Genomic DNA, 16,877 nt, shown 5'->3' with positions numbered 1-16,877 from the left:
CTGAAATGGCGTTCTAGAAGGCTGGAATGAACCGACAAAGCCATACCACGAGAACCTCTCGCGCTCTTCCGATTGCCCTGCTGCGCGCACGCGAAACCGTTATGGCCCCAATTCGGGATATGCTGCAGGGGATACAGCTGACCGAGCAAAAGTGGCGTATCCTTCGTGTTCTGGACGAAATGGGCGAAGTGGAACAAAGCACTATTGCAAATGAGGCCTGCCTTTTGCTTCCCAGCCTGACGCGAATTCTACGCACGATGGAGACTGATGGGCAGATATCCCGCCGTCAGGGCAGCACAGACAAGCGCCGCACCATGGTGAAGATCACCGATGAGGGGCGTCAAATTCTTGAAGAGAACCTTGCGACTTCGCTGGCGATTCACAATACGATCGAGGCGCAAATGGGGCAGGAAAAAATCGACAACCTACTGGATCTACTTGAGGAATTGCAGGCCGTAAAGGTGTGACCCCGACCTTGAAGACCGGGGCCAGCGTGATCACTACAGTCTCGCTAGTCCTGTATCCAGAGCGGACAGGATCTTGGCTACGTCATCAGACGTGATGACCAGCGGCGGAGACAATATGATGTTGTTTCCAGATACACGGACCATGACGCCATCTTCATATGTTGCTTTTTGAACCTGCAGCGGAAAATGTTTGGCAATTGGCGCCTTGGTCGCACGGTCCGAAACCAGCTCGAGCGCGCACATCAGACCTTCACCCCCTCGCACGTCACCGACTACGTCGTATTTGTAGGCCAGTTTTTTCAACCCGGCAAATAACTCATCACCCCGTGCAGCTGCGTTTTCCCATACCCGCAGGCGGTTGATCTCGGCCAGCGTGGCCAAGGCTGCGGCCGCGCCAACCGGGTGCCCGGAATAGGTGTAGCCCTGATCGACAGAAGCTCTGCCGGTAGTGTCGCTTTCGAACACCTCCGCAACCGCGCCAGAGATCATTGCCGCGCCGAATGGGAAATAGCCATTGGTGATGGCCTTGGCCGTTGTCATGATATCGGGCTGCACCCCCCAATGTCGCGCGCCACTTTCGCTGCCTGTACGCCCAAAGGCAGTAATGATTTCGTCCGAAATCAGCAGAATTCCGTGCTTCGAGCAGACCTCACGCACCATGGGCATAAAGCTCTTGTGCGGCGGGATCACTCCGCCTGCGCCCAAGATTGGCTCCATAATAAATGCGGCGACGGTGTTTGCACCCTGGAATGCGATTTCGGCCTCCAGCGCTTTTACGCAAAGCTGCGCAAGACGCTCAGGGTCCGTCTCATCGAACGGATTGCGATAGGTCCAGGGTGCTGGCACGTGGAAACAGCCCGGCATCATCGGCTCATAAGCCGCGCGGAACTTTTGATTGCCATTGACCGAGGCAGCCGCGAAATGGGTGCCGTGATAGCCCTGTTTCAGGCTGATGAACTTGGTACGGCCAGCCTCGCCGCGTACTTTGTGATACTGGCGCGCCAGTTTCAGCGCGATTTCAACCGAATCCGATCCACCCGAAGTAAAGAATGCACGGGTCAATCCGTCAGGCGCAAAGAACTGCGCCAGCTCATAAGACAATTCGATCGCCTTGTCGTTGCTTGTGCCGCGAAAGGTTGAATAATAGGGCAGCGCGTTCAGTTGATCGGTGATGGCCTGCTTTATCGGATCACACGAATAGCCCAGATTGACGTTCCATAAGCCACCCACTGCATCCAGCGCCTTGTGACCATCTACATCAATGATGCTGACCCCTTCACCTCTGGTCAGAATGGTCGGCGGGTTTTTCTGGCTGTCGGCCGGGTGCGCCATTGGTTGCCAGAAATGTCGGGCGTTGTTTTCCTTCAGAAAGTTGGAGTCTTTCATGTAGCGTGTCTCCGGAGATTAAGTCCGCCCGTCAATCATGGGTGGAATTCGGTTGGAAAAGTTTCGGGCATCTGGCCGCCAAAGTTTGCGGTCAGTTCTTTCGAAAGCGTGTGGAGTGAGGTCAAAATCAGCGGCTGCCGCGCGCGGGTTGCACGAATTTCGGGAACGGCAATCGCAATGGTTCCAATCGCGATCTGATCAATACCGAAGATAGGCGCCGCATATCCGAAGACACCATCTTCAAAGCTGCCATTACTATTGGCCCAGCCCGCCTGACCGATTTGTGCAACCCGGTCACGAATAATCTTTGGGTCCGTCATTGTTGCCTCGGTAAATCGGGTGAGTGTGTCGGATTCCAAGCGTTCCAGAAGGAAAGCGGGACCGAAGCTCAGCATGCATAATCCCGAAGCAGTCGCGTTGACCGGAATAATTTCGCTAGGGTCGAGACTTACGCGAACGCTGTGCTGCGTGGTTTCAACCACCAACGCGGTTTGTAGAGTGTCTTTCTCAAGCAGGGTAAGGTGCAGGCTTTCGCCAACCTCATGCATCGCGGCCTGCATTTTCTGGCGTGCACCATCAAGGCCGGGCTTGGCGATTTCGCGCAGGGCGGCCAACCGTAGAGCAGCTGGTCCGATGGCATATGATTTCGTCTGCGGATTCTGCTCGATCAGGCCGAACTCTTCCAGTGCTCGTAAGTGGCGGAGGGCGGTCGCCTTGTTCAAACCAGCCAGGCGCGCAATGTGACTCAGCCCGATTTCCGGCTGAGAGCTTGAAAAGTACTCTAGCATTTTCAAGGCATTAAGTGCGGTGCCCATTTGTTTTGCCTCCTCCCGGTCAGGTTATACTTGACAGAATTAACTTAACAACGCAACATTATTATTGTTAACGCGGTTCATTTATTGAACCACTAACGGGAGGTGTCAATGAAGAAATTTCTAGCAACCGCCGTCTTTGTAGCGTCCGCAACCGCTGCACTGGCAGAGTATCCAGAGAAACCGGTAACCTTCGTGGTTCCATGGCCTCCGGGCGATCTTGAGGACGTGCTAACGCGAATGATCGCGGACGAATTTCAAGCCATGTACGACGTCCCGGCCGCGGTCGTGAACAAGCCCGGCGGCGGCGGCGGTCCGTTCCCAGGTGCAGTTGAAGTCGCCACCGCCCCGGCGGATGGTTACACCATCGGCTCTTTCGTCATTGGCGTTCCCGTCATTGGACCGGAAATCGGTATCCCTGAACTGAACCCGAACCCGTTCGATCCGATCGGTATTTTTCTGACTTACCCGTTCGTAATCGCATCCAGCAAGGATGCGCCGTTCTCGAACTGGGAAGAACTGGCGGAACACGGCAAGGACAACGATTTGGCGCTTGGTCATTTCGGCTCGGTCTTGCCGCCCACGCAGGTAACCTTTGCTGCTGCTGTAAGCAGCGGATTTGATTTTGCAAGTGAAGCAGCCTTTGACGCGTTGGATTGCAACACGCTGGCATCGGGTGACGTGGACGTCATCAACACCACTTTGCAACTTGTACTACCTTGCCTGGATGACGTGAACATTCTGGCGAGCATAGGTGGCGAGCGGATTTCGCTGATCCCAGATACGCCGACGATCGTCGAGCTCAACCCGGATCTGCCGCTGGCATTGTGGAACGGCCTGTTCGTTCACAAGGATACTCCACCCGAGGCACGCGAAAAAATCACCGCAGCAGCACAAAAGGCGTTGCAGTCGGACAAGGCCAAGCAGCTTGCTGAGGAAACCGGTGCATTGATCTACTGGCAGGGCCCAGACGCATCCAATGCTCAGATTGAGCAAGACAAATCCTCTTTCGCCAAGATTGAAGAAATTCTGGGCGAGTAAGATCCAGATCGGGCGTGGGGCACTGCCTCACGCCTCTTTCAGTTGGGAGGAAACGATGATTGCAAAGACTTTACAGGACATGTTCAAAAGATATCGCCGACCCGGCGATGTCGTTTTCGCCGTACTGTTTCTGGCATTCGCAGTGTTTCTTTTGTCCCAGCTGGGTGATCAGACCAAGGTCGTCAAACGAACCAAATGGTTCGCGCAGCCGGGTCTTTGGCCCACAATTGCAATCTGGTGCATGGTGGTGTTCGGGTTTCTGCATTGGCTTAGCTCGGCCTTGTCAGACCGGATCAGCGGCCGCTGGACCGAGGTCGGGTTCTGGCTTCGGTCGTTCGAATATGTTGCCTATTTCCTGATCTATGTGCTGGTGGTTCCGCAGCTGGGATATCTGCCCTCAACCATGTTGTTCGCAGTCTTCCTGACCCTGCGCGTGGGGTTTCGTGGTGCAAATGCTATCGGAATAGCTGCGTTGTTCGGCTTTGTGGTCACCATCGTTTTCCGTGGCTTTCTTCAGGTCAAAATCCCCGCCGGAGCGGTCTATGAATACCTTCCGGATTCCGTGCGCGCCTTTGCGCTGACCTATCTGTAAGGGGCCACTATGGAAACGCTTCTTTCCGGTATTTCAATCCTGCTGCAATGGCAGGTTATCGTGGCCCTACTGATTGGTTCGATCGGCGGCGTCATCATCGGCGCATTGCCCGGGGTGGGTGCGGCGGTGGCCATCGCAATCTTGTTGCCTGCCACCTTTGCGTTCGAGCCCATCGTAGGACTAACCCTATTATTGGGCATCTATGGCTCATCCATGTATGGCGGAGCCATTCCCGCGATTCTGATCAACACCCCCGGCACAGCGGTAAACGCGCTGACCACTTATGACGGATATCCCATGACCAAACGGGGGCAGGGCCACCGTGCGCTGTCTCTGGCGTATTCGGCCTCGTTCTTCGGGGGCGTGTTTGCGATCATCTGTCTGATGGTGTTGTCACCGGTTCTGGCCCTTGTCGCCCCACATTTTGGCAGCCGCGAGATTTTCCTGGCCGCGCTATTGGGCATCATTCTGGTTGTGCTGGCTCACCGGGGGCAGATTTTTGCCGCTGGTATGTTGGCGGCCTTCGGCATTTTCCTGAATTCTGTGGGGCTGGAGCCCGTAAAATACACCCGCCGGTTCACCTTTGATCAAAGTTGGCTGGCTTCCGGCATTGATCTCATTGTGGTCGTGCTGGGTCTGTTTGCGATTAGCCAGGCATTTCTGCTGCTATTGGAAAAGAACCACGCGCCAGGCGACACCCATGTAAGTGGCAATATCTTTGCCGGCCTCAAAGAACTTCTGGGCGTGAAACGCGTCGCCACCGTGTCCTCAAGCATCGGTGTGTTCATGGGCATGGTGCCGGGCACGGGCGAGTTTACATCGCAATTTTTGTCCTACACCTATGCTCAAAAGACGTCAAAGAACCCAGAAAAGTTTGGTGATGGTTCACCCGAGGGACTCGTAGCGTCCGAGGCAGCGAACAACGCCGTTCCAGGCGCTGCGATGATTCCTCTGCTGGCTCTGGGTATTCCTGGCGAGGCGCTGACGGCAATGATGCTGTCGGTGTTTTATGTCCACAACGTGATCCCCGGACCGCAGCTGTTCGAAAATCAGATGGATTTCGTATTGGCCCTGTATATGGCGCTGATCCTGCTTAACGTGATTGTTCTTGTGTTCCTGCTGTTTTCGACGAACCTTCTGCTGAAGATTATCCAAATCCCGACCCGGTTCCTTGGTGTCATGATCCTGATTTTGGCATTCGTGGGGGTCTACAGCTTGCGCAATTCGATCACCGACTGCGCCATCGCGGCTGGATTTGGTGTCTTTGGTCTGATCCTAAAACGGCTGGACCTGCCGATTGTGCCCATCATTTTGGGCATGGTTCTTGGCGGCATCATGGAAACTAAGCTGCGCAGCGCTATGGCACGGGTCAAGACGCCGCTCGACTTCATCGACCGGCCCATCGCGGCCATTCTGTTTGGCCTGATCGTTCTGATCCTGATCCTGCACTGCCGAACGCTGTATTTCGAATTCAAAAACAAACTGCGGCCGGAACCTACGATGCAACCCGTGGATTCCGATAGTCCGAACCAGCAAGGATAAGCGACCTATGGATCAACTTGCCATCGACGCACTACGTGGTCAGCCCGTGCCGGCCCGGAGCCTTCTGATTGATGGGCGTCACGAGGCTGCAGCGGCAGGAGGGCAACTGGATGTCATTTCTCCAATTGACGGTCAGGTTCTAACGCAAATTGCCGAGGGCACCCCCGCGGATATGGAGCGGGCTATTGCGGCGGCCCGCACGGCGTTTGAAGACGGACGCTGGTCGCGGGCTGCACCTTCTGTACGCAAGAAGGTGTTGTTGAAACTGGCCGATCTGATTGAAAAACACGCTTTGGAACTGGCCGTTCTGGGCGTGCGGGACAACGGCACTGAGATCAACATGGCCATGAAGGCCGAGCCGATGTCGGCTGCGGGCACGTTCCGCTATTATGGCGAGGCCATTGACAAGGTCTATGGTCAGATCGCGCCGACGGCTGAAAATGTGCTGGGTCTTGTGCATCACGCGCCTGTCGGCGTTGTAGGGGCGATTGTGCCTTGGAACATGCCGATGATGATCGGTGCGTGGAAGATCGCGCCGGCGCTGGCGGCGGGTAACTCGGTGGTGTTGAAACCTGCGGAATCGGCCTCGCTATCGCTTTTGCGATTGACCGAATTGGCGCTTGAGGCAGGTGTGCCAAACGGTGTCCTAAATGTCGTCACAGGCAAAGGCAGCGTGGTTGGCGAAACACTGGCCCTGTCGATGGATGTAGACATCATGGTTTTTACCGGCTCGGGCGCGACAGGGCGGCGGCTTTTGGAGTACTCCGCGCGCTCGAATTTGAAACGCTGCTACTTGGAGCTTGGCGGAAAGTCCCCCAACATCGTGTTCAACGACGCCCCCGATCTTGCGCAGGCGGCCAAGGTCTCCGCCGCAGGTATTTTCCGAAATTCAGGTCAGATTTGCGTCGCGGGATCGCGCTTGCTGGTTCAGGAGGATATTCACGAAGATTTCGTCGCCGAGATTGTCAAACACGCGCAGGCCTTCCGCGTCGGCGATCCACTGGACTTGAACACACAGATCGGGGCAGTGCACTCATTGCCGGAATTGGAAAGCAATCTGGATTTCGTCGCCCAAGCCGAAGCGGAAGGTGCTGAGCGCCGTGCCGGCGGTGACCGAATTCTGACGGAAACGGGCGGCTATTATATGGCACCCACTGTAATGAACTGGGTCAAACCTACCGACAATCTGTTCCGCAATGAGGTCTTTGGTCCGGTTCTGGCCGTGACACCGTTCAGGGACGAAGATGAGGCACTGCGCCTGGCAAATGACAGCGTTTATGGATTGGCCTCGGGCGTGTGGACTGCAAACCTGAGCCGTGCACATCGCATGGTGGCGGGCATCCGCTCAGGTGTCATACACGTCAATACTTATGGCGGCTCGGACGGCACAGTGCCCTTGGGTGGTGTAAAGCAGTCGGGCAACGGTCACGACAAGTCTTTGCACGCAATGGAAAAGTACTTCGATCTGAAAACAGCCTGGATTCAGTTGTAAGACTAAAGCCTGCGAGGAGAAGATTACCATGGGCGAAAAGACTATCTTGCTGATCGGCACCTATGACACCAAAGACCCCGAGATGCGCTACATCGAAGAATGCATCACTGCGCAGGGTGGCAACGTGCTGACCATGGATGTCTCGGTTCTTGGGGATCCGACCACGCCCACAGACATTTCCAAACATGATGTGGCCGCGGCCGGTGGTATGACCATAGATGAGGTGATCGCGCTCGGCGACGAAAACAAGGCTTTTCGCGTGATGTCGCAGGGCGCTGCAGCACTGGTTGCCCAGGTCTACGCCGAGGGTAAATTTGATGGGATGCTCGCAACTGGTGGCACGATGGGCACCGATCTGGCGCTGGATTGCGCGCAAGCTTTGCCAATGGGTGTGCCGAAATACATTGTCTCCACCGTCAGTTTTTCACCGCTGATTCCGCCACACCGTTTGGCGCCGGATATACAGATGATCCTGTGGGCGGGCGGGCTTTATGGTATGAACTCGGTTTGCCGCTCATCGCTAAGCCAGGCCGCAGGTGCTGTTTTAGGCGCAGCCCGCGCCGTCCAGCGCCCCCGGCGAGATCGCCCGATGATCGGAATGACCTCGTTGGGCTCATCCTGCCTGCGTTATATGAAAACCCTGAAACCCGCGTTGGAAGAACGGGGATACGAAGTGGCCGTGTTCCATTCAACGGGTATGGGCGGTATGGCATTTGAGAAACTTGCGGGTGAGGGAGCTTTCTGCTGCGTAATGGATTTCTGCATGCAGGAATTTGCCAACATGCTTGCAGGTTCGTTGGTGTCCTCGGGGCAGGACCGGCTGACAAATGCCGGGCGCGCAAGCGTGCCGCAAATGGTGGCCCCAGGCGCGCTGGATCTCTTGGATTTTGCGGGTTGGCAGGACATTCCCGACCAATATGCCGACCGTCCGTTCCACGAACATAATCGCCTGATCAAAAGTGCGGTGTTCAATGCAAAAGAGCGACGGGCCGCTATTCGAGAAATGGCCGGTCGTCTGAAACAAGCCACCGGCCCAACCCATTTTTTCCTGCCCACCGGCGGTGTTGAGGAATGGGATCGCGAAGGCCAGGAAGCGCATGACCCGGAAGCGCTTGCCGAAATGGTTGACGAGGCCCGCAGCGTGATGCCTGCAGTTGCACCAACTACGGAAATTGACGCCCATATCAATGACGACGCATTCTGCGATGCTGTACTCAAACAGTTCGATAAATGGATGAATGAAGGGGTGGTTAAGACGACATGACCAAAAAAGCCAAGAACATCCTGTTTATCATGTTCGATCAGCTTCGGTTCGACTACCTGAGTTGCACTGGGCATCCAAGTTTGAACACGCCTCATTTGGATGCGCTTGCGGGCAAGGGAGTGCGGTTCTCCCATTGCTATGTTCAATCGCCCATCTGCGGTGCCTCAAGGATGAGCTTTTACACAGGGCGTTACGTGCACAGCCACGGCGCCGCCTGGAATAATTTCCCGCTCAAGGTCGGAGAGGTCACTCTGGGCGATCATCTGCGCGAACGTGGGATGGATAGTTGGTTGATCGGAAAGACGCATATGAGCGTGGATCAGGCAGGGATGGACCGTCTGGGCATTTCGCGCGACGGAGTGATCGGAGCGCGTGTCGCGGAATGTGGTTTTGATGTTTTCCTACGTGATGACGGCTTATGGGGTGAGGGGCCGCAAGGCTTTTATGACAAAAGACGTTCACCCTATAACGAGTATCTGAAAGGGCAGGGGTATGAGGCTGAAAACCCCTGGCAGCACAATGCCAATGCCGGGGTTGATGAAGACGGTGGTGTCGCTTCGGGTTGGTTTATGCGGCATGCTGATAAGCCTGCAAACATTAAGGAAGAAGATAGCGAAACGCCATGGCTGACGGGACAGGCGATTGAATTTATAAAAACGCAGGATGCAAATTCCGCTGGGCCATGGATGTGCCACCTGTCCTATATCAAGCCGCACTGGCCTTACATTGTTCCAACGCCGTATCATGACATGTACGGGGCAAAAGATGTTTTGCCGGTGGTCCGTTCGGATAGCGAACTGCAGAATCCACACGCTGTCTATGAAAAATTCATGAAGAACGAAATCGGCCAAACCTTTAGCAAACCGGGCGTGCGTGAAAAGGTGATACCCGCCTATATGGGGCTGATCAAACAGGCTGATGATCAGATGGGCCGCCTGTTCAATTGGCTAGAAGAAAATGGTCATATGGATGATACGATGATTGTCGTGACTTCCGACCATGGGGACTACCTCGGTGATCATTGGATGGGTGAAAAGGATCTCTTCCATGATCCGTCGGTGCGCGTTCCTTTGATCATCTATGATCCGTCACCAGAATCAGACGCAACACGTGGCACTGTTTGTAGCGCGCTAGTCGAAAGTATTGATCTGGCAGCAACATTTGTTGATCTGGCAGGTGGCGATGTCCCGGATCACGTTATCGAAGGCCGCTCGCTACTGCCGTTCCTGTATGGCCGAACCCCCGCGGCATGGCGCGAATATGTGGTTAGCGAATATGATTACTCCGCCACGCCCGAAGCCGCGGCTTTGGGCCTTGACCCCAAACAGGCACGCCTGTTCATGCTGGCGGACAAGGATTGGAAATTCATCTTTGCCGATGGTGGGTTTCGCCCGCTATTGTTCGACCTGAAAAACGACCCTAAAGAGTTGAATGATCTCGGTGCCGACTTGGGCCATGCCGAGGTTATCAACATGTTCATGAAGCGCTTGTCAGAATGGGCGCGCCGTCCATCGCAACGTACAACGGTTTCAAATGACACGTTGCTAAAGAAGCGAGACGGGAGTGCGGCCGACGTCGGTATTTTTATTGGTGTTTATGATGAGCGTGAATTGCCCTACGACGCAATAGAGAAAACGATCAGGCGTCGGTGAAACTTACTGGGTTTTGTCCGCTGTTCCGGCCTCCAAATGGATTGCGATTTTGCGGTTGCAGCTAAAGTCCGGAAAGCGGGCTGCGACCGCAGCATTTGAAGACCGTGCTCAAGGTCGTGTGTGGGTGGCACCTGCATTGCAAGTGTTTTCTGTGTTGATGGCGGCGGTCCGTCAGTACAGTCGTGTGTTCGGCCAGTTCACGCAGCCAGTGTATTTGGCCGCCGGCCATGATGAGTTCCGCAAGCAAGGTTCCTATCGGCTAATCGACCTCGATTGGGGCCGCGACGTTGGTCGGAGCGTCCTGGCTTTTGGTTGACTTAAGTCCGCATCATCTCTTCAAACGTCTTGCATCTCTGGGCAGGTCGGCCTTGTCAGGCGGTCGGCTGCCGGTATTCCTGTTGTTTTGTCAGCATCACCCAGATTATCCTGGCGCTCCGGATGCTTCCTGCCCATCAGCGCCCGTGACGTCATGCCGGTGATCAGGAGTTTTCGGATGTATCGGTCGCCTTTCTTAGTGATCTTGCCTAACTTTTCCTTTCCGCCGCTGGATTTGTTGAGCGGCGTCAGCCCCAGCCAGGCTGCAAGGTCGCGGCCGGTCCTGAATTGCTTAGCATCACCGATGTTCGCCACAACGGCGGAGGCGGTAACCCCAGCAAGAGAAAGCATAGTGTGTTTAATGCTCAGGGTGATGATGCGCTAGCTTTGGTCGATGAAGCTTGGAAAAAACGCGGAGCACCTGATCCAAATGATCCATTAGCATATGTGGTCCCAATGGGTCGGACGATAGGAACGGCTGGCGAAACCAATATTCGGATTGTTACTATGACCAGAAACGGCAGCGAAATCAGGACAGCTTATCCATGGCCCTAAAGAAACATTGGTGTCCAAACTGTGATCAAGGTTGGGTTGTGCCAGTTCGAATAAAATCTACTGGGCAGATCGTCTATGTATGCGAAGAATCTGAAGAGACTTGGTTGTCAGAGGAAGACATTATGCCAAGCCCTTGGTCGGAAGTTCCGAAGCAAGGTCATTACTGTTATCTCAATAATCTGATGGAGGCAGCGGGCTTAGGCGCGACTGAATACGAGGGTCTTGTATGGCTAGAGGTGGAGTGAATGTGCTCTTTCGCCTAGTTCAAGCTTTCCTGATTTTGCTGTTTACAGTCTTTGGAGCAAGTTCGGCTTGGGCTATGCCTGACGGCTGGTCTGAAATCTACTATCCGGTCGCTGTCAGCTACGACGATAGTCGACCAGGTGATCTTGCATTTGCGGCCAGAGCACCTCCCCAAGAGCTAAATCACGTGAGCGCGAGCTCTCCCGCCATTTTTGATCCTGCAGCAGTAGGTTGGTTCGGCCATGCTTTTGGTACGGCCAATCAATCGATCAACCTCGGCCATTTGACCCGGCTCGCCGGGCCTAATGTAGCGCCTACCGGCGCACTGAACTCAGTAAACTATCACGCTGTGGCGTTGGATGTTTCGATCGCAGGTGCTCATCTAACGAACGTGAGCAGTAAAGGCGCGCTGCACCGCTGGAGTGTTGCAGAGGAAGTATCAGCGTTTTTCCACTCCACAATTGCCACAAATAAGGGACCGTTGCCACCGCGTGTCGATATTTCTGATGACCTAAATCGTATCAATCGATCTGATGTTGATGCTCAATACCTCTACCGAGACCCTGATGCTGGTCATGGAATCGAGATTACGCTTAAAAATGGCTCCTTGGAATTCAATGTCGCAGCGGGTGGTGATGCGGCGGCGCTCGGGTCAGGGACAGACATGTTCAATAGTGCAATGCTTCGCCTACAACGTGATGGGGTAAAGGTTGATAGAGTGCAAGGTGTGTGGATTCCAGGTACGGGCAGCGATAACTATTCGCAGTTCATCAATAATGTGAATTCAGGTATGACTCGAACTGACGCAGCGAGGAATACATGGACTGGACGCATCGCAGCCAGCCATGGCTATTCGGAAGTTGTTGAGACGACCAGGCCTGGTAGTAACGTTATCGATTTTGAGTTCGTGAGGCCGTAGTATGAAACGGAACTGGGCAAGTAGAGTTGACGATGGCGCTAAACCGTCGGAGCTTTTGTTAGAAGTACTGGAAATTGACCCTAGTTTATCAGGAGGCCAACTTGCTGGGTTTATGATGGAAGAATTTCCAGGCATTTACAGGCATGCAGGGACTTTTGTATCCCGATGGATTCGGCCAGGTGCAACTACTACTCACGGCCTAACCACAGCAGATATGGACGAGCGTGTGCTCGAACTGATTGCCGAATGGAAAGCCATGCGTAGAGACAATTAAAGGGTGTAAACCTGAGGCTTGAGTATTCTTCGCCAAATTATTGGCTTGATTACTACGATGCTGCTCTCGATTTTGAGTGCGGCGGCTATGCCGATGGTACCATCAGAGCATATCCGAAGTATTGACATGGAAAACGCAATTCAAAGAGCAACTGTATCCCTCATTCAGCAGTTTATAGGTCGGCTAGACGATGAATGGCTGGACGACTATCAATCGACTGCTGAACACGGCGAATGGGGCGTAGCATTCGAAAACCTGTGTGAGCAGCTGTTTGAATTCGACGTTTTGCCAGACGAGCAGGAATTTCAAACAATCTGCGAGATTGGTGAAAGCATGAAGATCGATCCACAAAGATGGAATTTTCTTGCCCCCCAAAAAAATTGAGTATGTTCGGCCAGTTGCGTCATATCATCGGCTTGGTCGTTGCAGTGTTGATCACCGCTTTCGTCCGCGTTCCACTCGGAAGATGCAATGTTGCGTGCGGATACCGTTATGAGAGGGCAACCACTTCAAGACGCAATAGCCGCAAACCCGACCGCTAATACTCATAGGTTTACATTTGACGTTGGCGAGGACGTTGGCAGAGGGTATCGACGCATTGGATCAGCTAACCCAAACAATGTCGGGCGAAATGGGCCACCGGAAAGGGTTGATGGACTAACGCACGTCCAAGTCGCAGTGGAACGAAATCCAACAACAGGGGAGTGGGAAACAATAACAATGTTCCCATCGCTACCATGATGAATTACTCGCAAAAGTTTCCTAATCTGACACACCTACTTGATGTAGCTTCTATCGGCTTAACAGAGAACGAGCTGAAAGGTCTTGTTAAGCGTGAGACAGAGCGTCACTCAGCTTTGAGACTCGAAATCATTAGTTCCTTTGAAGCCCCCAGCTTCTCTTGGAGGGAAATATTGAACCACCCTGATGTTGGTGAGGTTTATGAGGCAGAAACAGATGAGGAAGCACGTGAGTTCGCAATAAAAATGTTCTTAAAACCTGCAACAAGCTAACGGCCCTTGACCCAGTCCCTGGATCCGGGCCGTTAGGCTGTAGAATCCGTTCCTTTTTCTTTATCAAGGACTTCTTTGTTCCACGCACCATTGGCAGCGTCATCTTTGAAGTTGGCACCGCAGGTGCAGGTACACTTATCAAATTCGGTGGCAAAACTTGCCTGCGCGTCGGTGACAATCTCCTGGCAGCAACCGCAGATGGTGCGGGTGAGGTGAACGGTCTACCGCGCAAGATCGTCATCGACAAAAGTGGAGCCAATACAGCTGGCATCAAGGCGATCAACAAGATGCTCAAAAGCTATGGTTGCCCGATCCCGATCGAAATGGTCAGGCAGAAATACCTCATTAACATCATTGAGCAAGATCACCGTTTCATCAAACGAAGGATCAGACCCATGCTGGGATTCAAATCTTTCGCTTCAGCCGCATCTGTCCTGGCAGGCATAGAACTGGTCAACATGATCCGCAAAGGCCAATTCACACCCGGCCTCCGTCCGTTTCAGCAGTTCGCCCAACTGGCAGGGTAAACCGCTCACCAATTCCACTAATGCTCTGCCATCTGAAAAGTTTGCGACGGAACCCACGCCGTATGCCGCCCCTTGGGTCTCAGGGTCCGAGATGGCATCAATCAGGAATTGTGCAAGTGCCAACAGGGAAACTGCTGTTCTGTTTTCGGGAAAAGCATCTCTTTGGGCACGGTATGCCGTCACACCGGGTTTTTGAGAAATCCCGCGCGGGCCGAGGTCCAGTTTAGGCCAGAGTTCTTCAAGATATCCTCCATGCGATCGGCGCTGCGTACAACGTTCGGCACAACGAAACGAAGGAGCTTTCCGAGCAGCGTTTGGTCTGGAAATAGCAAAGCCGTTGAAGTCACCAAGACCCGCTTGAGTCTGGTCGCCGACGCCGCTTTGACGATGGCGTAAAAAGATCGGAAATACACAGAAGTGGCGGCTTTTGTTGGCAGCTCACCGCCCAAGGCCGAAACAACGGCGCCGTGGTCGCGAAACACTGATGCGAGAAACTCAGGATCAGAGTGATCACCGACCACCACGTGCAATCTTGGGTGTCGTAGATCGGGCGTTTTGACTGCAGAACGAACGACCGCTGTGACCTCCATGTCCCGTGCGTGCACAGCTACGAGCACAAGCTTACCTGTCCGCCCATTCGCGCCCAAAAGAACGAGTTTCAAAGTCTTCTCCATTCAATCGGAAAGTGCGTTTGCGACCTGCATTAGGCGGAGAGGCAAATCTTGTTGCTGTCAAGATCCCTGACGTAGGCCGAGAAGCGCGGTCCACGTTGGTTCGGTTCGCCTTCGCTCGTGCCACCAAGCTCGATGGCCAATGCGTGCAGCCTTACGACCTCTTCAGCCGACCCGACGCTGAAGCCGACCATGGTTCCGTTGCCATTCGTGGCGGGTTTTTCGTCGAACGGGATGGCAGCTGCAAAGGCAAAATTAGGTCCGAGCCAGTAAGTCATTCTGTCGGTGGGCGAGACGCGCTTTAGGCCTAATTGACCAAAAAGCTGGTCATAGAAGTGCGTTGCGGCGGCCATGTCGTTGGTACCGACGACGAAGTAGTTCATTTGCATGATGGGATGTCCTTTGAGATTGCGCTGAGTCTTGTGAGCGTCACTGACCGGTCAGTCTGAAAAACTCGATCAGCTGACCGTTGGGGTCGGTGATCTTAAGCAAGTGGATGCCCGGCTCTTCGATGATCTCCGGCGCGGTCACACCGGCAGAGGTGGCGCGGGCGTGCAAGACCTCCAGATCGGCGGATTGCAGGTAGGGAACCGCGCCCGAACCTGCCTCGGACCCCGGTGCGTACTTGTCCCGTGACACGATTGCGAACCAGCCACCAGCCACATCGAACGCCACGAATTCGGGTAGCCCGATTGTCGGTTCACTGTCGAACAGGGCGCGGTAGAAGGCCTCCGATTCCTCCATGTTGTCGGTCGGCACATAGACGCCCATGGCCATGATCGGCGCAGTTCCCCGCTGCTCCGCCGACTCCGCAACGAGTGCTGTTGGCATAACAGCGGCGAGGGTTAGAGCAATGAAATGTCCCATCTTCTGATCTCCATTTTATAATGTTTTTCCTGCATCTACCGCGCCTATGCTGACAGCGTGTTGTCAGCATATTGTCAGTATGCTCTGTTTCATCGAAAGGAGATCACATGAGGCGCGGCGACAGGCTATTTGAAGTCATCGAGATCCTGAGACGTGCCAAAAGCCCGATCTCTGCCCAGTCTATTGGTGAGGAACTGGGCGTGACCAAGCGCACGGTGTATCGCGATGTTGCAGCGCTGATCGGACAGGGCGTACCAATCAATGGCGAGGCCGGGGTCGGCTATGTGTTGGAGCCGGGCTTTCATATGCCACCGCTGATGCTGACCCCGGACGAAATCGAGGCCGTTACGCTTGGCATGCTGTGGGTCCAGACCCGAGGCGAACCCGAGCTTGCGCTGGCGGCTGAGAAGCTAATCACCAAGCTGGAAGCTGTCGCACCTGACAAGTACCGGACGTCGTTTCTTCAGCCGGCCGTAAGCGTTGCGCCCGTCGCGCAGCCGGTTGAAGTACTCGGCGCCGCGGCCATTCGTCTGGCCATTCGGCGCCGCCAAAAAATAGCTCTGAAATATTCGGACCACTCAGGCCAACAAACTCGTCGTGTGATCTGGCCCATACTGCTGGGTTATCGGGACACCAGTCGCATCATCGCTGCATGGTGTGAGATGCGAGAAGGCTTTCGTTACTTTCGGACAGAACGGATCATTGAGGCGGAGGTCCTCGAAAACAGTATTCCTCGGCGAATGGACCTACTTCGCGCAGAGTGGCGTAATGCGACGGATGCAGAACGTAAGCGCTATGAAGAGGGGGCATAAGACAAGGGTTGCCGAAGGACCGCATTGGGGAAGCAGCAGCGCAGCGGAGCGCTGCTTAAGCAACGACAGGATTTGGCCGTCAGTTGGATCAACAAAAAAGCGTTAGGGGCAATGCTGTGCTCGCTCCGAGGGCAGTTTCGAGCCAAAGCCGTTACCGCTGAGGCACTGGATGCGCTGACCAACTAGATTACAGCGGCCATTGAAGAGAATGTTGGGCCAGACCAAGTCTTGGTGGCTACATTACAAAAAGACTGAGAAACATCGAACGCCTCTACCTAAAGACAAGCCCAAAAATACATTCGGTGTCCTCTAGTTAGTACCGTGTGACCTCGACTGCGACTGCAGCAAATACCACGCCAATCAACAGAGCCTTTGTATTCATTGACGGACGGCTGGGTAGTTTAACCCGAAGAGACAGGGCTATTATCACACC

Annotated in this window: 18 protein-coding genes and 2 pseudogenes; 14 read left to right on the top strand and 6 right to left on the bottom strand. The window is 54.3% G+C overall.

Annotated elements, in window-relative coordinates; all coding sequences use genetic code 11:
* Positions 1-26 precede the first annotated feature (26 nt).
* Positions 27-467, top strand: coding sequence for a homoprotocatechuate degradation operon regulator HpaR (gene hpaR, locus AC2FFH_RS21085; protein ID WP_058281156.1), 441 nt, complete (start codon positions 27-29; stop codon positions 465-467).
* A 33-nt stretch (positions 468-500) separates the two neighbouring features.
* Here hpaR and AC2FFH_RS21080 read toward each other — a convergent pair whose 3' ends face one another.
* On the bottom strand, positions 501-1,853 hold the full coding sequence (locus tag AC2FFH_RS21080; RefSeq protein WP_496845261.1) for an aminotransferase class III-fold pyridoxal phosphate-dependent enzyme: 1,353 nt from the start codon (positions 1,851-1,853) through the stop codon (positions 501-503).
* Positions 1,854-1,888: 35 nt separating this feature from the next.
* Positions 1,889-2,668: an IclR family transcriptional regulator gene (locus AC2FFH_RS21075; protein ID WP_496845260.1), complete on the bottom strand. Its 780-nt coding sequence runs from the start codon at positions 2,666-2,668 to the stop codon at positions 1,889-1,891.
* 108 nt (positions 2,669-2,776) lie between these two features.
* On the opposite strand from AC2FFH_RS21075, the gene AC2FFH_RS21070 reads away from it, so the two are divergent.
* Genes AC2FFH_RS21070 through AC2FFH_RS21045 form a run of 6 tightly spaced genes read left to right on the top strand, consistent with a single transcriptional unit; the run spans position 2,777 to position 10,248 of the window.
* Positions 2,777-3,706 (top strand): tripartite tricarboxylate transporter substrate binding protein, encoded by a 930-nt coding sequence (locus tag AC2FFH_RS21070; RefSeq protein WP_496845259.1) that lies wholly within the window; start codon positions 2,777-2,779, stop codon positions 3,704-3,706.
* A 55-nt stretch (positions 3,707-3,761) separates the two neighbouring features.
* Positions 3,762-4,298 (top strand): tripartite tricarboxylate transporter TctB family protein, encoded by a 537-nt coding sequence (locus tag AC2FFH_RS21065; RefSeq protein ID WP_496741491.1) that lies wholly within the window; start codon positions 3,762-3,764, stop codon positions 4,296-4,298.
* Positions 4,299-4,307: 9 nt separating this feature from the next.
* Positions 4,308-5,840 carry a tripartite tricarboxylate transporter permease gene (locus AC2FFH_RS21060; protein WP_496845258.1) on the top strand — a complete coding sequence of 511 codons (1,533 nt, stop codon included), beginning with the start codon at positions 4,308-4,310 and terminating at the stop codon, positions 5,838-5,840.
* 7 nt (positions 5,841-5,847) lie between these two features.
* Entirely contained in the window at positions 5,848-7,332 is a 1,485-nt protein-coding gene (locus AC2FFH_RS21055; protein ID WP_496845257.1) for an aldehyde dehydrogenase, read from the top strand.
* Between the two features lie 28 nt (positions 7,333-7,360).
* The gene (locus AC2FFH_RS21050) at positions 7,361-8,596 is read left to right on the top strand and encodes a Tm-1-like ATP-binding domain-containing protein (RefSeq protein WP_496741488.1); all 1,236 of its coding nucleotides are present in this window, start codon (positions 7,361-7,363) and stop codon (positions 8,594-8,596) included.
* Positions 8,593-10,248, top strand: a complete 1,656-nt coding sequence (locus AC2FFH_RS21045; RefSeq protein ID WP_496845256.1) for a sulfatase-like hydrolase/transferase — start codon at positions 8,593-8,595, stop codon at positions 10,246-10,248. Before AC2FFH_RS21050 ends, AC2FFH_RS21045 begins: the two co-directional genes overlap by 4 nt.
* Before the next feature lie 462 nt (positions 10,249-10,710).
* Here AC2FFH_RS21045 and AC2FFH_RS21040 read toward each other — a convergent pair.
* Positions 10,711-10,914, bottom strand: a pseudogene (locus AC2FFH_RS21040) (transposase); the annotation flags it as partial.
* A gap of 523 nt (positions 10,915-11,437) precedes the next feature.
* On the opposite strand from AC2FFH_RS21040, the gene AC2FFH_RS21035 reads away from it, so the two are divergent.
* The 5 genes and pseudogenes from AC2FFH_RS21035 to AC2FFH_RS21015 all read left to right on the top strand — a co-directional run.
* A complete protein-coding gene (locus AC2FFH_RS21035) occupies positions 11,438-12,280 on the top strand; it encodes a hypothetical protein (protein ID WP_496845255.1) in 843 nt (280 codons plus the stop codon).
* Position 12,281: 1 nt separating this feature from the next.
* The gene (locus AC2FFH_RS21030) at positions 12,282-12,554 is read left to right on the top strand and encodes a hypothetical protein (protein ID WP_496770483.1); all 273 of its coding nucleotides are present in this window, start codon (positions 12,282-12,284) and stop codon (positions 12,552-12,554) included.
* Between the two features lie 18 nt (positions 12,555-12,572).
* Positions 12,573-12,938, top strand: a complete 366-nt coding sequence (locus AC2FFH_RS21025) for a MafI family immunity protein (RefSeq protein WP_496770485.1) — start codon at positions 12,573-12,575, stop codon at positions 12,936-12,938.
* Positions 12,939-13,294: 356 nt separating this feature from the next.
* The gene (locus AC2FFH_RS21020) at positions 13,295-13,567 is read left to right on the top strand and encodes a hypothetical protein (RefSeq protein ID WP_496845254.1); all 273 of its coding nucleotides are present in this window, start codon (positions 13,295-13,297) and stop codon (positions 13,565-13,567) included.
* A 203-nt stretch (positions 13,568-13,770) separates the two neighbouring features.
* Positions 13,771-14,094, top strand: a pseudogene (locus AC2FFH_RS21015) (DDE-type integrase/transposase/recombinase); the annotation flags it as partial.
* A 179-nt stretch (positions 14,095-14,273) separates the two neighbouring features.
* Here the strand turns inward: AC2FFH_RS21015 and AC2FFH_RS21010 are convergent.
* Genes AC2FFH_RS21010 through AC2FFH_RS21000 form a run of 3 tightly spaced genes read right to left on the bottom strand, consistent with a single transcriptional unit; the run spans position 14,274 to position 15,632 of the window.
* A complete protein-coding gene (locus AC2FFH_RS21010; RefSeq protein WP_496770489.1) occupies positions 14,274-14,768 on the bottom strand; it encodes an NAD(P)-dependent oxidoreductase in 495 nt (164 codons plus the stop codon).
* 29 nt (positions 14,769-14,797) lie between these two features.
* On the bottom strand, positions 14,798-15,154 hold the full coding sequence (locus tag AC2FFH_RS21005; RefSeq protein ID WP_496727550.1) for a VOC family protein: 357 nt from the start codon (positions 15,152-15,154) through the stop codon (positions 14,798-14,800).
* 40 nt (positions 15,155-15,194) lie between these two features.
* Complete coding sequence (locus AC2FFH_RS21000; protein WP_496770492.1) at positions 15,195-15,632, bottom strand: VOC family protein; 438 nt, start codon at positions 15,630-15,632, stop codon at positions 15,195-15,197.
* A gap of 107 nt (positions 15,633-15,739) precedes the next feature.
* Between AC2FFH_RS21000 and AC2FFH_RS20995 the strand changes: the two genes are divergently transcribed.
* Both AC2FFH_RS20995 and AC2FFH_RS20990 read left to right on the top strand, forming a co-directional pair.
* A complete protein-coding gene (locus AC2FFH_RS20995; protein WP_496845253.1) occupies positions 15,740-16,444 on the top strand; it encodes a helix-turn-helix transcriptional regulator in 705 nt (234 codons plus the stop codon).
* A 24-nt stretch (positions 16,445-16,468) separates the two neighbouring features.
* Complete coding sequence (locus AC2FFH_RS20990; RefSeq protein ID WP_496845252.1) at positions 16,469-16,630, top strand: hypothetical protein; 162 nt, start codon at positions 16,469-16,471, stop codon at positions 16,628-16,630.
* Positions 16,631-16,877 lie beyond the last annotated feature (247 nt).

Source organism: Ruegeria sp. YTSC003, from assembly GCF_059609785.1.
The sequence above is the reverse complement of the archived record's forward strand: the minus strand, read 5'-3'. Positions and strand labels throughout refer to the sequence as shown.

Bases quoted from the DNA above. Each gene is read 5' to 3' on its own strand.
- AC2FFH_RS21005 (WP_496727550.1), bottom strand. From the start codon at position 15,154: ATGCAAATGAACTACTTCGTCGTCGGTACCAACGACATGGCCGCCGCA.
- AC2FFH_RS21045 (WP_496845256.1), top strand. From the start codon at position 8,593: ATGACCAAAAAAGCCAAGAACATCCTGTTTATCATGTTCGATCAGCTT.
- AC2FFH_RS20995 (WP_496845253.1), top strand. From the start codon at position 15,740: ATGAGGCGCGGCGACAGGCTATTTGAAGTCATCGAGATCCTGAGACGT.
- AC2FFH_RS21055 (WP_496845257.1), top strand. From the start codon at position 5,848: ATGGATCAACTTGCCATCGACGCACTACGTGGTCAGCCCGTGCCGGCC.
- AC2FFH_RS21000 (WP_496770492.1), bottom strand. From the start codon at position 15,632: ATGGGACATTTCATTGCTCTAACCCTCGCCGCTGTTATGCCAACAGCA.
- AC2FFH_RS21020 (WP_496845254.1), top strand. From the start codon at position 13,295: ATGAATTACTCGCAAAAGTTTCCTAATCTGACACACCTACTTGATGTA.
- AC2FFH_RS21035 (WP_496845255.1), top strand. From the start codon at position 11,438: ATGCCTGACGGCTGGTCTGAAATCTACTATCCGGTCGCTGTCAGCTAC.
- AC2FFH_RS21075 (WP_496845260.1), bottom strand. From the start codon at position 2,668: ATGGGCACCGCACTTAATGCCTTGAAAATGCTAGAGTACTTTTCAAGC.
- AC2FFH_RS21065 (WP_496741491.1), top strand. From the start codon at position 3,762: ATGATTGCAAAGACTTTACAGGACATGTTCAAAAGATATCGCCGACCC.
- hpaR (WP_058281156.1), top strand. From the start codon at position 27: ATGAACCGACAAAGCCATACCACGAGAACCTCTCGCGCTCTTCCGATT.
- AC2FFH_RS21060 (WP_496845258.1), top strand. From the start codon at position 4,308: ATGGAAACGCTTCTTTCCGGTATTTCAATCCTGCTGCAATGGCAGGTT.
- AC2FFH_RS21070 (WP_496845259.1), top strand. From the start codon at position 2,777: ATGAAGAAATTTCTAGCAACCGCCGTCTTTGTAGCGTCCGCAACCGCT.
- AC2FFH_RS21030 (WP_496770483.1), top strand. From the start codon at position 12,282: ATGAAACGGAACTGGGCAAGTAGAGTTGACGATGGCGCTAAACCGTCG.
- AC2FFH_RS21080 (WP_496845261.1), bottom strand. From the start codon at position 1,853: ATGAAAGACTCCAACTTTCTGAAGGAAAACAACGCCCGACATTTCTGG.
- AC2FFH_RS21050 (WP_496741488.1), top strand. From the start codon at position 7,361: ATGGGCGAAAAGACTATCTTGCTGATCGGCACCTATGACACCAAAGAC.
- AC2FFH_RS21010 (WP_496770489.1), bottom strand. From the start codon at position 14,768: ATGGAGAAGACTTTGAAACTCGTTCTTTTGGGCGCGAATGGGCGGACA.